13 protein-coding genes are annotated in these 14,830 nt (G+C 38.8%); 7 read left to right on the top strand and 6 right to left on the bottom strand.

What is annotated here, in order from left to right; translation table 11 throughout:
• Positions 1–88: 88 nt before the first annotated feature.
• The 5 genes from JAZ75_RS00390 to JAZ75_RS00370 all read left to right on the top strand — a co-directional run bounded on the left by JAZ75_RS00390 (position 89) and on the right by JAZ75_RS00370 (position 4,145).
• Entirely contained in the window at positions 89–613 is a 525-nt protein-coding gene (locus tag JAZ75_RS00390; RefSeq protein ID WP_132842558.1) for a DinB family protein, read from the top strand.
• Position 614: 1 nt separating this feature from the next.
• Positions 615–1,388 carry an alpha/beta fold hydrolase gene (locus JAZ75_RS00385; RefSeq protein ID WP_208699624.1) on the top strand — a complete coding sequence of 258 codons (774 nt, stop codon included), beginning with the start codon at positions 615–617 and terminating at the stop codon, positions 1,386–1,388.
• Positions 1,389–1,579: 191 nt separating this feature from the next.
• Complete coding sequence (locus JAZ75_RS00380; RefSeq protein WP_165905984.1) at positions 1,580–2,383, top strand: hypothetical protein; 804 nt, start codon at positions 1,580–1,582, stop codon at positions 2,381–2,383.
• 230 nt (positions 2,384–2,613) lie between these two features.
• Positions 2,614–3,006, top strand: a complete 393-nt coding sequence (locus JAZ75_RS00375; RefSeq protein WP_132842562.1) for a VOC family protein — start codon at positions 2,614–2,616, stop codon at positions 3,004–3,006.
• A 170-nt stretch (positions 3,007–3,176) separates the two neighbouring features.
• Positions 3,177–4,145, top strand: coding sequence for an ROK family protein (locus JAZ75_RS00370; RefSeq protein WP_132773587.1), 969 nt, complete (start codon positions 3,177–3,179; stop codon positions 4,143–4,145).
• A 96-nt stretch (positions 4,146–4,241) separates the two neighbouring features.
• Here JAZ75_RS00370 and JAZ75_RS00365 read toward each other — a convergent pair whose 3' ends face one another.
• Entirely contained in the window at positions 4,242–4,892 is a 651-nt protein-coding gene (locus tag JAZ75_RS00365; RefSeq protein WP_208699622.1) for an alpha-ketoglutarate-dependent dioxygenase AlkB family protein, read from the bottom strand.
• A 219-nt stretch (positions 4,893–5,111) separates the two neighbouring features.
• Here JAZ75_RS00365 and JAZ75_RS00360 point away from each other — a divergent pair, with 219 nt between their 5' ends.
• Positions 5,112–5,351, top strand: a complete 240-nt coding sequence (locus tag JAZ75_RS00360; protein ID WP_208699620.1) for a helix-turn-helix domain-containing protein — start codon at positions 5,112–5,114, stop codon at positions 5,349–5,351.
• A gap of 69 nt (positions 5,352–5,420) precedes the next feature.
• Here JAZ75_RS00360 and JAZ75_RS00355 read toward each other — a convergent pair whose 3' ends face one another.
• From JAZ75_RS00355 to JAZ75_RS00335, 5 genes are all read right to left on the bottom strand, one after another.
• Complete coding sequence (locus JAZ75_RS00355; RefSeq protein ID WP_132842566.1) at positions 5,421–6,275, bottom strand: endonuclease/exonuclease/phosphatase family protein; 855 nt, start codon at positions 6,273–6,275, stop codon at positions 5,421–5,423.
• A gap of 44 nt (positions 6,276–6,319) precedes the next feature.
• Positions 6,320–8,089, bottom strand: a complete 1,770-nt coding sequence (locus tag JAZ75_RS00350; RefSeq protein ID WP_208699618.1) for a RagB/SusD family nutrient uptake outer membrane protein — start codon at positions 8,087–8,089, stop codon at positions 6,320–6,322.
• A gap of 67 nt (positions 8,090–8,156) precedes the next feature.
• The gene (locus tag JAZ75_RS00345; protein WP_208699616.1) at positions 8,157–11,405 is read right to left on the bottom strand and encodes a SusC/RagA family TonB-linked outer membrane protein; all 3,249 of its coding nucleotides are present in this window, start codon (positions 11,403–11,405) and stop codon (positions 8,157–8,159) included.
• 88 nt (positions 11,406–11,493) lie between these two features.
• Complete coding sequence (locus JAZ75_RS00340; RefSeq protein ID WP_208699614.1) at positions 11,494–12,561, bottom strand: FecR family protein; 1,068 nt, start codon at positions 12,559–12,561, stop codon at positions 11,494–11,496.
• Between the two features lie 78 nt (positions 12,562–12,639).
• Positions 12,640–13,236: an RNA polymerase sigma factor gene (locus JAZ75_RS00335; RefSeq protein WP_208699613.1), complete on the bottom strand. Its 597-nt coding sequence runs from the start codon at positions 13,234–13,236 to the stop codon at positions 12,640–12,642.
• Between the two features lie 205 nt (positions 13,237–13,441).
• Between JAZ75_RS00335 and JAZ75_RS00330 the strand changes: the two genes are divergently transcribed.
• Positions 13,442–14,824 (top strand): M20/M25/M40 family metallo-hydrolase, encoded by a 1,383-nt coding sequence (locus JAZ75_RS00330; protein WP_132773598.1) that lies wholly within the window; start codon positions 13,442–13,444, stop codon positions 14,822–14,824.
• The last annotated feature ends 6 nt before the right edge of the window (positions 14,825–14,830 follow it).

The following is a 14,830-nucleotide window of genomic DNA, read 5'->3' as shown; positions in this document are numbered from 1 at the left end:
TTCTTGCCATAGGGCAAGGAGACTTTATGATCTATTGTTTATTTTTGATTAAACAGATGGTAGTCAACCATCGCTAAATCAATAAACAATGGATAAGCCAAAATCAACAAAACTAGAAGTGATTATTCCCGCTTATAGAATGCATACACAGACTTTTTTAAGTGTGTTATCTGGGATATCTGAAGTGGATGCAAAGAAGCGGATCGATGGACGAACGAATCACATTATTTGGATGGCCGGCAACTTTGTCAATGTACGTTACGGAATAGCAAACATTTTAGGTTTGGAAGAAACAGATCCCTATAACGATTTGTTTTATATGGGAAAGACATTAGATGAACAATTTCAATACCCGACTCTAGCCGATCTCATTGCTAGTTTTCATAAAATCTCTCCTAAAGTTTACCGGAGTTTATTAGCCGTCAATGATGAACAGTTGTCTGAATTATTTCCGATTGGAATGAATATCCCTTTTGTTACAGAAGATAAACTCAATTTTATCGGAATGTGTATAGGTCGGCAGGATTATCTTGGCGGGCAGATGGCATTGATGAGACGTATCCTTAATTATTCGAGTATGAGTTACGGTGTAGATGACAAGATCACATATTAGCATGGAACCACATGTAACAGGATACTTAGAGGTAAACGGAATTCGTCTGTATCATGAAATTTATGGAGCAGGTGAACCTTTGGTTTTGATTCATGGAGGGGCGGGTTCTATACAGTTTGATTTTAGAGAAACGATTATCCGGTTACAAGAACGCTTTTTGCTGATCGGCATTGATCTGCAAAATCACGGACGCTCAGATCATAGGGAAGAACCAGAAACTTTTGAACAGGATGCAAAGGATATTGTCGCATTATTGGATCTGTTGGGAGTACCTAAAGCCTCTTTTTTTGGATTTAGCAATGGTGCTACGACTGCCTTAGAGATAGCAAAGATTTACCCAGATCGCGTCGTGAAGATCGTAGCAGCCTCTGGAGTTTATAAAAGAAATGGCCTGATACCAGGTTTCTTTCAAGCAATGGAACAGGCCACAATTGATAATATGCCGACCTATCTGAAAGAGAACTTTCTGAAACTAAATTCGAATATAGATGAGTTGCATAATATGTTTCAAAAAGACAGTCAGCGGATGATCCATTTTGAAGACTGGAAAGATCGTGATATGCAGCATATTAAAAATCCTGTTCTGCTCATTTATGGAGATCGAGATGTTGTTACAGTCACACATGCCGCAACCATCAGTCAGTTGCTCCCTGATGCAAGATTATGCATACTTCCTGCCACCCACGGCGGGTATATGATGGCCGATGAATCAGGGATAGTAGATGAAGAATTAATCACATTTACGGTATCACAGATCGCACGATTTTTAGAATAATTTACATGTTCCTGTGTTAATTTAAATACAACGTTTACAGCTTGTTAGGGTCATTAGGTAATTAATAAAGTGCAATATAGGTTATAGGGCTACTTTATTTTTAAATATTTGTAATATCTTAGGGTATCACAGACGAAACTTTCAAAGTTTATCGCGCTAAGAACTCATTACTAAATTAACCAATATTGAAAATGAAGATGTACAAATCATTTATTCCGCTCTGCACTGCTTTATTCTTGTCAGCTTGTTCTTCAAATTACCTGATGACTGTTAATACCACCAATACGATTAAAGAAAAAGACCAAGGAACTTTCTTATACACAAATGACACTTTGGCTGTTCAATACTCTTTTGCGGGGAAGGATGGTAAAGTATATGTTAAGGTTGAAAATAAATTAGATTATCCAATCATGTGGAACTTGAAAAATTCAGCACTAGTAATCAACGGAAAGGCCCTTAGTTACGCTAACAACCAGATAGATTTAAAAGGTAAAGTGAATCAGAATGTTTCCGCTTTTAGTGAGGATATTATTCATGGATATTTTAACGGCACAGCAACATTACCTAAAGATATGTTATTAATACCACCTCATGCGTTTGTCGATGGAAGGTTTTTTGATCTTCGCGATGATGTAAAGAAATCGGTATCCCAAGCAAAAAAAGAAAAAGTTGTGCGGTATGGCATGAACGGTGGAACATATAATGTTCAACAAGCCAAGTTTAATATACAGGATTCGCCTTATATCCTGAGCAGTTTTTTGAGCTATTCTGTGTTAAATAATGGCGAGGTTACTTTCAGAACTACAGAACAAAAATTTTATGCTGAAACATTATTTCAGACTGGTACATCATTAAATAATGTACTTGAGTATTATACAAAACAAGGTGATCTAATGGCTTATAAGAAAGTAAAAGGTGAAAATGCTTTGCTGTTAGGAGGGGTGGTGGCTTTAGGTGCAGCAGCAGGAGCACTTGACAATAGTAGAACCGATTAAGCTGTAATTGAACTATAAAAAGCCTTGATCACTTCGACAAGGCTTTTTTATTTTTTATCGTTTTTTAATAAGGTTTACTGACATACTGTTGTCATTAGCAGACTTATTTTTGTGTTAGCTAAAACATAGTAGGACGACGAACTTGTCTATTTCCAGTAATCTGATACAATGTCAAATTGATATAGCGAAAATAGAAAAGGTAAAATTTTGAAGAAACAAAACAGTTAAAAATGATCAAATTTAAATATACTATCTTATATGTGTCCGATGTGACACGGGCCATTCAGTTTTATGAACAAGTATTTGGCTTTGTACGAAAATTTATAACACCTGAAAAAGACTACGGCGAATTAATAACAGGAGAAACCACCATTTCATTTGCCAAACACAGTTTAGCACAGACTAATTTGAGTGCAGGATATCAGGAAAGTTCTCGTTTAGCGAAACCTTTTGGAATAGAATTGGGCGTTATCACGGATAATGTTGAAGATCTAGTAGACAAAGTATGGGAGTATAATGGAATTATTGTTGAACAGCCTACAGTCAAGCCTTGGGGACAGACCGTTTCATATGTGAGAGATTTAGATGGTTTTCTAATTGAATTATGTACTCCGTTACCTTAACCAGAAACTTTTTTGTAAAAATATATATCCGTTTATTATCGAGTAGCGATGCCTTTTTAGTGCATTTTTCTCTCCATAAAGCACACATTAAGATCGATTAAGTATTTTTAAATAGCGCATTTATACATTTTTTTTTATAGTTTTAGCGATTTAGCATATTAAACAGAGAAATGGCGTTAACAAACTTGTCAAGACGAGTCGCTCTCGGAATCGATATTGGTGGAACCAATACGAAATTCGGAGTGGTAAATCATCGCGGGGAAGTTCTAGAAAAAGGATCCCTAAGAACAGATGAATATAAGAAAATAGAAGATTTTATTGATGCATTATATCTTCAGGTTTCTCCACTTATCGAGAAATACGGTACAGTGAAAAACTTTGATGGAATTGGTCTCGGTGTACCTAACGGTAATTACTATACAGGTACGGTAGAATTAGCTCCTAATTTACCTTGGAAAGGTGTAATTCCTTTTGCCGAACTTATGGAAAATAAATTTGGTATGGAGTGTACCATTACCAACGATGCGAATGCGGCAGCTTTGGGAGAGATGCTTTTCGGAGCAGCACGTGGTATGAAAGATTTTATCATGATTACTTTAGGAACAGGTGTAGGAAGCGGAATCGTTGCCAATGGAAATGTAATCTATGGACATGATGGTTTTGCGGGAGAGTTAGGACATACCATTGTAAAACCAGGAGGTAGAAAACACTGGAGTACAGGTTCGGAAGGAAGTCTGGAAGCATATGCATCTGCTACCGGCATAGCCATCACAGCAAAGAAAATGAGAGCAGAATTTCCAAGTTCTATGCTCAATCAATATCCAGAAGAATCAATCAATTCTAAAACAGTTTACGAGTGTGCCATAAAAGAAGATCCAATTGCTATTGAAGTATTCCGCTATACAGGACAGAAGCTGGGTGAAGCATTAGCTAATTTTGTGATGTTTTCATCTCCTGAGGCGATCTTATTGTTTGGCGGAGTTATTCAAGCCGGAGACTTTATTCTCAAGCCTGCAAAATTACATATGGAAAGAAACCTACTTCCCATCTTTAGAGATAAAGTGAGATTGGTATTTAGTGAACTTCCTGAAGCAGATGCCGCAATTTTAGGTGCAAGTGCACTCGTTTGGGAACAATAAAAGAAAATAAAACCCGTCTTTTAAGACGATCGTTTTCATAAACAGTGTCCGGTTGATGGATTTTAATGTAAATTAAATTTTAACAGCCGGACACTCCTATAAAGCCACATCGTCACGAGTTTTAGCACGGCAGACCCTTCTAAAGGTCAGATTTATTCTGGGCAGGATTTGTCGAGCTGTTTTAGGTACCTGGTGCTGCCAGCAACTGTTTGTCGTACCAGCCATCAGCAGGAAAGATCCATGATGCAGAGGAATTTCGATCTGCTTTATATCCTTTAGAAATTTATGACGCAATCGGAATAAACGGGTTTCCCCAAAACTGACCGATGCAATCACAGGATTAGGTCCAGACTTATCAGTATGATCACTATGCCACGCAACACCATCTTTCCCGTTACGGTAGAGGTTGAGCAAAACAGCATTAAAGCTTAAACCAGTTTCTTCTTCCACTCGTTTTCGGATGGCTAATAGTGCTGTGGTCCAGTCAGGACCTGCGGGATCAGCACCCAAATTGCTTTTATCCTCATACCAAGCGATCATGCGTGGCGCTTTAACAGTTTTATCAAAGATCTCCATTTCATATTCGCGCCATTTCGTAGTATGGAGCAAAGTATTGTAGTAATGGTCCGATTCTTTCTTTGAAAAAAAAGAATCAATTAGCATGAGTTCCGTATCAGGTAGATCGAATACAACCTTACCTCCATGGCCAGGTGCGAATATTTCAGTGTCATTAAATAAATTCATCATATATGTTTTAGTAAAGTGGTAACAGTCAATAGGTGTTTTCTTCATTTACTATAAACTTTAGAGTCTCCAATTGTACGTTTTTTGGTTATCAAAAACAGCAGCTGGCTCTTCGGGTTTATATAGAGTAACGTTCCTATTATGCTTATTAAATTATGATACAACAAAAATACTAATTATATTAGTATTTTTGTTAAATTTGAAGCTATAAATATTAGCAGTATGATGTTGTCAAAAAACTTGAAGTATTTAAGAGCACAAAAAAGGATATCACAGCGCGAGATAGCAGCAGACTTAACCATTACACGCGCTAGGTACGCGAAGTACGAGGAAGCCCTCTCAGAGCCTCCGATAGAAGTCTTATTGAAATTATGTCAATATCATCAGATCAGTATGGATACACTGATTACGGTAGATTTGAAGAATTTGGATCAAAAAACAGAGCTAATTGAAAATAGTTAGAATAATTTATATCGCAAAAAAGCCGTACTATTTTTTAGGTAGTACAGCTTTTTAGCTTAAAATGTATCATTAGAGTTCCAGTACAGTAAGTACAGGGAAATGGTCTGAAGGAAATTTACCGGAATAAGTATCTGTCAAAATACCCCATTTATGACCTTTGAAGTGTTTGGATACAAAAATATGATCAATGATCGTATTATGAACAGGGAATTTTTCACCTGTCCGAAAACCATTGGAGCTTCCATTTAAAGCATAGGGCATGCTTACCATATGATAAGTATCTTTCAATAAATCAGATGTCGCTAAACTCTTATACCATTCAGAATTGCTATCGCCATTAAAATCACCCATAAGTATAACTGGCTGTTCTTTTGCGATTTCAGTAATCTTTTTTAATATTAACAAGCTCGATTCTTTGCGGGCTAATATTCCGCGATGGTCGTAATGAGCATTGAAGAGGAAGAACGACTTTTTAGAATCCTTATCTTTTAGCTGTATCCAAGTACATATTCTGATGTTGGATGGTGCGTCCCATCCTAGACTCGGTCTATCTGGAGTTTCAGATAACCAAAAGTCGCCTTTACTGACCAGCTCAAAACGGTCCTTTTTATAATAAATTGCCGCATGCTCGCCCGCAGCTTTACCGTCATCTCGTCCTAGTCCATAACGTTCAAATTGAGGGAGTTGCTTACTAAGGTCATCCAATTGATTCTTTAATGCTTCTTGTGTCCCAAAGATATCAAATTCATGAAATTGGATTAATTGTGCGATCGGAGTCACTCTGTTTTGCCAGCGGTCCAGACTATCATTAGGCGTATCATAGCGAAGATTATACGTCGCCACACGCATTTTTTGAGCCTGAGCAGTTAATGTAACTGCCGAAATCATGAGGCAGAGCATGGTTTTGATATAGCGTGTTTTCATATTTTTTCTAAATATTCATTTTACTAGGTTAAGCAGCAGACCTACTATTGCCAGAAAGGATAATTTTTCAAATTTTTGTTTAAAACAATCGCATTGCTTGGTATTGGATAGTAGTACTGTCTGCCGTCATCATACCAGGTACGTGTCTGCGCTTTAAACCACTCCAGATGTTTATCTGCAGTTAACGTCTGGTAGTTAGTCGCTGGTCCACCAATAGCTATTTTTGCAACTTTGGTTCCAACCGTTACCGAAGGACCTTTATTATTGCCATCATAGAAGATAACATCTACATTGCCGTCGCGATCCAGATCCATCGGTTTGTCCAATTCCGGAATATAGATACCGGACCATTCTAAAGAAGCCATGATATGACCCGCATTCCATCTTTTTAGATCATTAAATCTAAAACCTTCAAGCGCCAGTTCAACTTGTCTTTCACGTCTTATTTCTAGCAGTACAGGGTTGTCGATATCTTTAAAGAATTTTTCTTTGATGTAAGTATCAATCACTGTCGGTAATTGCGAGGTACCTCCTGTAATACCTGCACGCGAACGTAGTGCACCAATAGTTTTTTGCCAGTCGCCATCTGTAATTTCACCCAATTCAGCACGTGCCTCAGCATAATTAAGCAGTACTTCTGCATAGCGCATCAATGGAATAGCATTCGTATTTAGCTGGCCATTATCATATTTACTTTCATCAAGTGTATATTTTATTGGCTGATAACCTGTGTACGAATAACCATTAAAATTTGGTGCTGCTGGTTTTCCATCTATTTTATAGCCTGGGGTACGGATCAGCTGAGATAAGCGGTAATCTCTATTTTGACACTCATCATAAAACTCTTGTGTATTGTACCCCGTTCTATTCGTATATGGTGTACCATCTCGGTTTAATATCGTATTGATAAACGGTCTTACAAAACTATAACGTGGGCCATAGGTCGGAGAAGTCCAATACCAGTTCGCAGAACTTAGGATGGCCAGGTTCTTATTAAAAGCAATAGCTAGCATGACCTCTTGAGTAACTGCAGCATCACTGACAAAAAGCTGACGTTGCGATAGTTCGGGGCCTTTAGCGGTATAGATACTGTGCGGTCCCTTTGTCATCAGTTCCTGAGCGGCATCCACCACCTGTTTATAATATTTGTTTGCAGTTGATGCTAAGCCCAGCTCAGTATGGTATTTACGAAATGAAGCTTCAAAAAGTGCAATTCTTGTTTTCAGTCCCAGAGCAGTCCATTTCGTGATCTCGGAACCGTCTGTAGAGGAGCTGGTCTGTATATTCGCGTAGGCATAATCCAGATCTGCCAAAATATGATCCATCACTACAGTACGGTCTCCGCGGTCACCATATAAGATATCGTTGTCAGTAATTGAAAGAGCCTTATCCACCCAGGGCACATCGCCAAAACGAGTGACCATTTTATAGTAAAAGTATGCTCTAAAAAAGCGAGCAACAGCATTGTAATGGTTACGACTTGTTTCCGATACGTTTGACCGGTTATTGCTTGCTAAAAAATGATTGATATTTCTAAGGTTCTTCCAATCCCATCCAGAACTTGTCTGTGCCGTATAGGCATTCAATTTTAAAAAATTGTCGAGGTTATTGACAGCGCCATAATCAGACATCTGGTCCAATCTGTAGGCATCAGAAGAAGAAGGCAGATCATTGTAAAATGAGATCGAATAGCGACGGAGTCCTCCCTCGGTTCCAAATACGTCTTCTTCTAAGGCTGACGATTCCGGAAATTCATTTAGCTCACAGCTGCTGCATAAAGCCAGTATACTTAATAAATAGAATATCTTTTTCATGTGTGTTTTTTCTTAATCGTTGCATAATGCTTCTGATTATCCAGAAGCATCTTTCTAATCATAAATGTTAAAAAGTGACTGATATACCTAAGCTGATTGATTTCATGGTCGGATAGTTGAAGCCATCACCAGCATTGCTGTCGCTGATATCCGGGTCGGATGAACCGATATTGCTTACATCCAGATCGCGTGTATGCTTATAGAACGGTGACCAGCTCCATAGGTTTTCACCCGATAGCGAAGCTTTTATATCCTGAAAGCCCCATCGTGATACGATAGATTTAGGAAGACTATATCCAACTTGAATATTTTTCAGTCTAATGTAACCCACATTTTGTAAGTAACGTGTTTGAGGCGTTTCTTTGATAGACTGGTTATAGCCAGCGTAGCGCGGTAGGTAAGCACCTTTGTTATCCTCAGTCCAGTAGTTATTTAAGTGCCATTCCGGCAGATTATTGTACGGTCTATTATATTGTCCCCAGAAAATTGATTCATTGCTTGGATACCAGTTTTGACGGCCTACTCCCTGAAAAAATGTGGACAATGATATGCCGTTCCAGTCCGCATTAAAGTTAAATCCATAGATATACCGGGGATCCTTATTGCCGATGATTTTTTTATCACCATGATTGTCTAATGTATTGGTGCCGTAATCGATCTTCCCGTCACCGTTTAGATCTGCAAAACGGACATCGCCTGGATACACAATACCAGCACTAGACGATTTGATTAAAATCTGCTTTGCGGCATTGTCAATCTCCGCTTGCGATTGGAACAGACCTTGAGTTTCGTATCCCCAGATTTCACCGACTGTTTGACCGGCATAGTAATCGCCTAACGTACCCGTTAGATTATTGTATTTATCGATTTTAGATTTATAGTCAGCTAAGGTTCCTCTAATACTATAGCGCAATGATTTACCCGCCACATCAAATCGATTGTTGTAAGAAAGTGTAAGTTCATAACCATTTGTGGTCATATCAGCATAGTTTCCTTTAGGAGATGTAGCACCAAATATATCCGGCAATGTCATGCCTACAGTAAACATATCAGTTGTTTTACGTGTATACATATCGGCTACCAATTGCAGTTTACCATTTAAGAAACTCATATCCACACCGAAATTGGCAGTGGTCGCGTTTTCCCAGGTCAGCTGATCGGGCAGTACTACCGGTTGTTGCGTATAGCGTGGCCGTTCACCGTTTATGATACGGTCAGAAGTACTGATGTTATAAATCTGTAAAAAGGAATAGGATTTAATATTACCATTCCCTAAAGAGCCATAGGAGCCTCGAAATTTCAAATCTGAGATAATTTCAGGATTTACAGACCAAAAATCTTCCTGCGATGCTCTCCAGCCCAAAGAAGCAGATGGAAAGAACGCCCATTGCGAACCTATTGGGAATTTGGAAGAGCCATCATAACGACCGTTCACTTCAAACAGATAGCGGTCTTTGTAAGCATAGTTAGCTCTAAAAAATAATCCTGCGATCCGGTATTTTTCATAATTACCAGAAGCAGTAATGGCATCGCCAAGAGCAAGATTAATATTGCTGACATCATTGGTTAATAGTCCATTTTTAGAAACATCAACACTTTCTCTTACCTTTTGCTCATAGTTATACCCAATTAACCCTTTAAAGTAGTGATTCTGTTTAAACGTATTCTCATACTCCGCATAGATATTTGTAAATAAGTTACGTTCTTGAAGCACATACTTTGATATATCATTATACTGGGTTGCCAGCTGAAGGATTTCACCTTCCTTTATACTATAAGGAATAGGAATACGTATTCTTGTTGCCACATCATCCTTATTCATAAAAGTGAAATCTCCCTTTACTCTGAACGTGTTGTTGAAAAATTTAGTTTCAAAACTTGTAGTATTACGCAATAGACCATCATCGGTATCTTTACCATTTTTACTCATGATAAAATCTCCCACAGAATATGCCGCAGAATATGAAAGCGTTCCATCAGGATTGAAGATAGGAGAGGTGGGATGCCCTTCATCGGCGATGTTACGCAGAATATTTCCTCCTTCACCAACAGTCATCGGGATATGGTACTTTTTGGCCGAATAGTCTAAATTATTAGCGATACGTAACCAGTTGGTCACCTGTATGCCTCCCTTTGCTCTTAAATTAAGACTTCTAAATTTATCGGTATTATAGCGATATAGACCATCGTAGCCATAGTATCTTCCCGAAAGGTAAAAATCTGTTTTTCCAGAAGATCCATTGATCGCGATATTATGGTTCTGAGCCATCGTATTATCCTTGATCAAAGCTTTATAATAATCTTCATTGCCATAATACACGTAATTTCCATTACCATCGACAGTCACCTGTTCCTGAATACCGGCATCATTGCGTCTTTTAAATTCTTCCAGCCAGGCCAGTGAAAAAGGTTGTGTCTTGTTCATCTTACTCGGAATTGATGAATAATTATTCCAGGAATTGTAAGCCTCCGAAAAATGGGATGCATAGCTATAGCCGTCCGTTACAAATTGAGGCGTTGCGGTCGGCTTCTGGCTTGCCAGGGAACCCGAATAATTGACAGAAGTGCGACCCTGTTTTGCTTTTTTTGTACTGATAAGTACTACGCCAAAAGTACCCCTCGATCCATATATCGCAGCCGATGAAGCATCTTTTAAAACAGATACAGACTCAATGTCATCCGGGTTTAAATTTGCAGGATCACCTTCCACACCATCAATCAGAACAAGAGCAGCTCCACCCTGACCAATGGAAGTCGTGCCGCGTATGTTAAAACTCGCTGAACGACTCGGTTTGCCATCGGCCAGATTGATATTTAAATTTGGAACAGCACCTTGTAGCATTTGCGTTGCATTAGCAGCCATGCGTCCTTCAAACACTTCTTTGCCGACCATATCGACAGCTCCAGTAAGATTAGCTTTTTTTTGTGTACCGTAACCCACAACAACAACCTCGTCCAGTTGAGAAGAACCTTCTTCCATTCGGATCAAAATGGAGTTATTGTCCGCAGGTTTAACAATAAAATTATTTTCCTCTTTGTTTCCATAACCGACGATTGAAAATCGAATGTTATACGATTTACCAGCTTCAAGGGATTCAAATAGAAATAGTCCCTTAGCATCTGTGGCGGTATTGGTGATCACTTTGTTCAGAGAATCGGTGACCGTAACAGTTACGCCAGACAGGAGCGAACCTGTTTGGCTGACGACAGTTCCTTTTACACGACCTTTTTGTTGCCCGTACAGCGGAGATGTAAGCACAATGCTCCCCAGTGCGAAAATCAATGCTCGTTTTTTTAGGTGTTCGTTAATTTTCATGTTTATTTTAAAAAATTAGTCAATATGATTTCACGTAATACATTAATTATACTTTGTCTATCCAAGGAAATTTCAGTGGATCAGCTCATTAATTGGAAGATTCAGCCTTTCTGCTCACATAGTAAGTAGATTGCTCTTTTCTATATTCAAGCTCGTTTAGACCACATAAAATATGTAGGATATTTTCGATGCTTTCAGATACCTCAAAAGCACCGGTAAAGGTCAGTTGATTGACGTTCACACCGTCATATATAATTGCAACCTGCTTTGCTTTTGCGATTGAAGCAAATACCGTTTTTAGATTTTCTTTTTCAAAATTCAGGCTTGAAGAAGTTGCTGCTAACGATACAGCAACGCTACGCTGCGGAATAGGATCCGTATTCTTGATAGGACTTTTCGCTTTTTTTGAGATTTTCCATTCCAATAGCTGGGTCATATTATTGATGACGATCTGTTCGCCGGCACGCAATACCGTTTCATGAAATCTGTGCAAACTTTGGGCTGTAGGGGCTACTCGGATAGATCCTTCTACCAGATGAATATTGGTCTCTTTATTATTTTGCCCATCAATGATAAAGACTGTACCCAGAGCAGTAGTTGCTATTCCATTTGAGATAACCGTAAAAGGTCGGTGTTTATCTTTTGTAACATCAAACTTTCCTTTTCCGGTTAGAGAAAGCATACGGGAGGTATCCGTAAACTGAGGGTTATAAGTCAGGGAACTATGAGGAGATAAAGTGACGCTTGTACCATCTGGCAATATATGTCTCACAAATACACTGGTGCTGCTCACAATCCGCTTTTGAAGGGGTAGTACTGTGACCGAAGTATGAACAAAATCCTGTTGATTTTTCCAAATAATCGAGACTCCACCTGCAACGAGAAATAAACTTGCCGCTATTTTGACAATAATACGGGATAACGATTGTTTTTTACGAGCAGACTGGTCTCCGATAGTCGTGATGAGACGGTCATAAACTTTCTTTTTTTGTTCTGGGCTTAGTCTCTCCGATAAAAGAGTTGGCTGATCAAATTCCTCTTGCAGTTCTGCTTTGAGTTCATGATCTGTTATTTCGAGTTGGTTGAGTAATTGCTGTTTCTCCTTTGGAGAAGCATAACCGGACCAAAATTTCTGTATAAGTTGCTTCGTATTCATATCGTTGGTATAAATACTAGCAATGATGGTTTAGGGGATGAAATTTTGGATTAACAAATGATTAAGATTATGTAAATTCTAAAGATGCTCGGTATAAAAGATCACCAATAGTCCCAGTGCAGTATATGGAGCCTCATTTTGGATATAATCTTTGATTGCACGGTTAGACTGTTTCAGATAATCTTTAACAGAATGACTGCTTATCCCCATTATTTTTGCGACCTCATCCGCAGATCTCCCTTCAAATCGACAAAGTTTAAAAACCTCCCGTTTCTTTTTCGGTAATTTTTCAACCGCCTGATGGATCATCCTGATTTGCTGTTCATACAGATCTTCATCAATCACATCTTCATTTTCAAGTTGTAGGTATTGATCGTAAGTATCCACACTTTCAATAGCTTCTTTCACCTTTTTCTTAAGGAAAGTAATGGATTTATTATAGCTCACCACAAATAGCCACCCAGGAATTGATTTATCATCCACCAGCTTTAGTCTATTTTGCCAAAGTGCAGTAAATACCTCTTGCAATAAATCTTCAGCACATTCAGGTCGCTTAACCAAACGCAGAATATTAGCGTATACCGCATTTGCATATGTTTCATACAACTGTGCAAACTTATGCATGTCGATAGCAATAGGTTGTTTTGAGGTATCTGTAATTAGAAAGTTATCCATAGCAGTACATGTATTTGGCAGATCGTTTCAGGATTTGCAATCGCAATCCATTTTATGGTAGACAAAGCTATCCAATCAATGCTATCAAGATGTAAAGTTGTCATTAAGGAAATGTTAATCTATAAAATTGAACACCAAAGGAAAAGAAATACCCGTATCCTAAAAAAAATAACTATGTTTATTCCATTGAATACAAAATAAACGAATGAAACGAACAGCATTACTAACCTTACTTTCTATTTCCACCTTTACCACTGCAGTTTTTGCACAGCAGGATTCCATGATGTTAGATAAAATCTATCATGAATCTTTCTATCAAGGACAGGCTTACGACAATTTGCACTACCTCACAAAACAGATCGGCCATCGTATTGCCGGATCACCTGCGGCTGATAAAGCTGTAGTCTGGTCCAAAAGCCTGATGGAAAAACTTGATTTCGACAAGGTATACCTACAGGATGTAAAACTCCCTTATTGGGATCGCGGTCCAAAAGAAAAAGCCTACATAGTAGGTTCAAAGGAGTCTCTAAATATCCTCGCGTTAGGAGGTTCCGTAGCCACTCCATCCAAAGGGATAACAGCCGAGGTTATTGAAGTCCAATTGTTAAGTGATCTGAAGAAATTTGGTGACCAGGTACGTGGAAAAATTGTTTTCGTCAATAAACCATGGGACGAGTCTATCGTAGAAACTGGTGTTGCATATGGACTCAACTCAAGTCAACGAAGCCGCGGTCCAGCTGAGGCTGCTAAATTAGGAGCAGTAGCTTACTTGTTTCGATCTTTATCATCATCCACAACTGATGACTATCCCCATACAGGAGGAACAGGTTATGTCAAAGGAATCGATAGTATTCCTGCTATGGCAATATCTGCGACTTCAGCCATTAAGTTGAGCGAAGCATTAAAAACCAATCCTCACACAAAAGTTTATCTGGAACAGCATTCCGCTTGGAAAGGAATGGTGCAGACACACAACGTTATTGCAGAATGGAAAGGTGCAGAATTTCCTGATAAGATTATCACGATCGGTGGACATATTGATTCTTGGGATGTAGGAGAAGGGGCACACGATAATGGAACCGGTACTATGGGGACTTTAGATGCAATACGTACTTTGATGGCATTAGGATATAAGCCTAAGCACACCATCCGTTTAGTATTTTATATGAACGAGGAAAATGGAGTGCATGGTGCATCAACCTATGGACAGGTCGCTAAAGATAAGCGGGAACAGATTGTTGCCGCAATAGAAAGTGATGCTGGTGGATTTGCACCTAGGGGTTTTGACATTAAAGCATCTGCCGAAAGGGTTGTGTGGATGCAACAACATTGGAAGCCTTTATTTGAACAGAAATTCTGGGTATCACGTTTTTTACAGGGAAGTCCGGGAGTAGATTCAGGAGTCTGGGGACAGCATTTTCCAAATACCGTAATGTTCAACTTTAGACCAGATCCGCATCGTTATTTTGATCTGCACCATACGGCAAAAGATGTCTTTGAAGCCGTCGATAAACGAGAACTGCAATCAGGAGTAGCGGCTATTGCCTCTTTGCTGTATTTAGTTGATCAACAGATAGAACAGCTGTAAGAGCTA

The organism is Sphingobacterium sp. UDSM-2020, from assembly GCF_016132525.1.
GTDB classification, from domain to species: Bacteria; Bacteroidota; Bacteroidia; order Sphingobacteriales; family Sphingobacteriaceae; genus Sphingobacterium; species Sphingobacterium anhuiense.
This window is presented reverse-complemented; position numbering and strand designations above follow the sequence as displayed.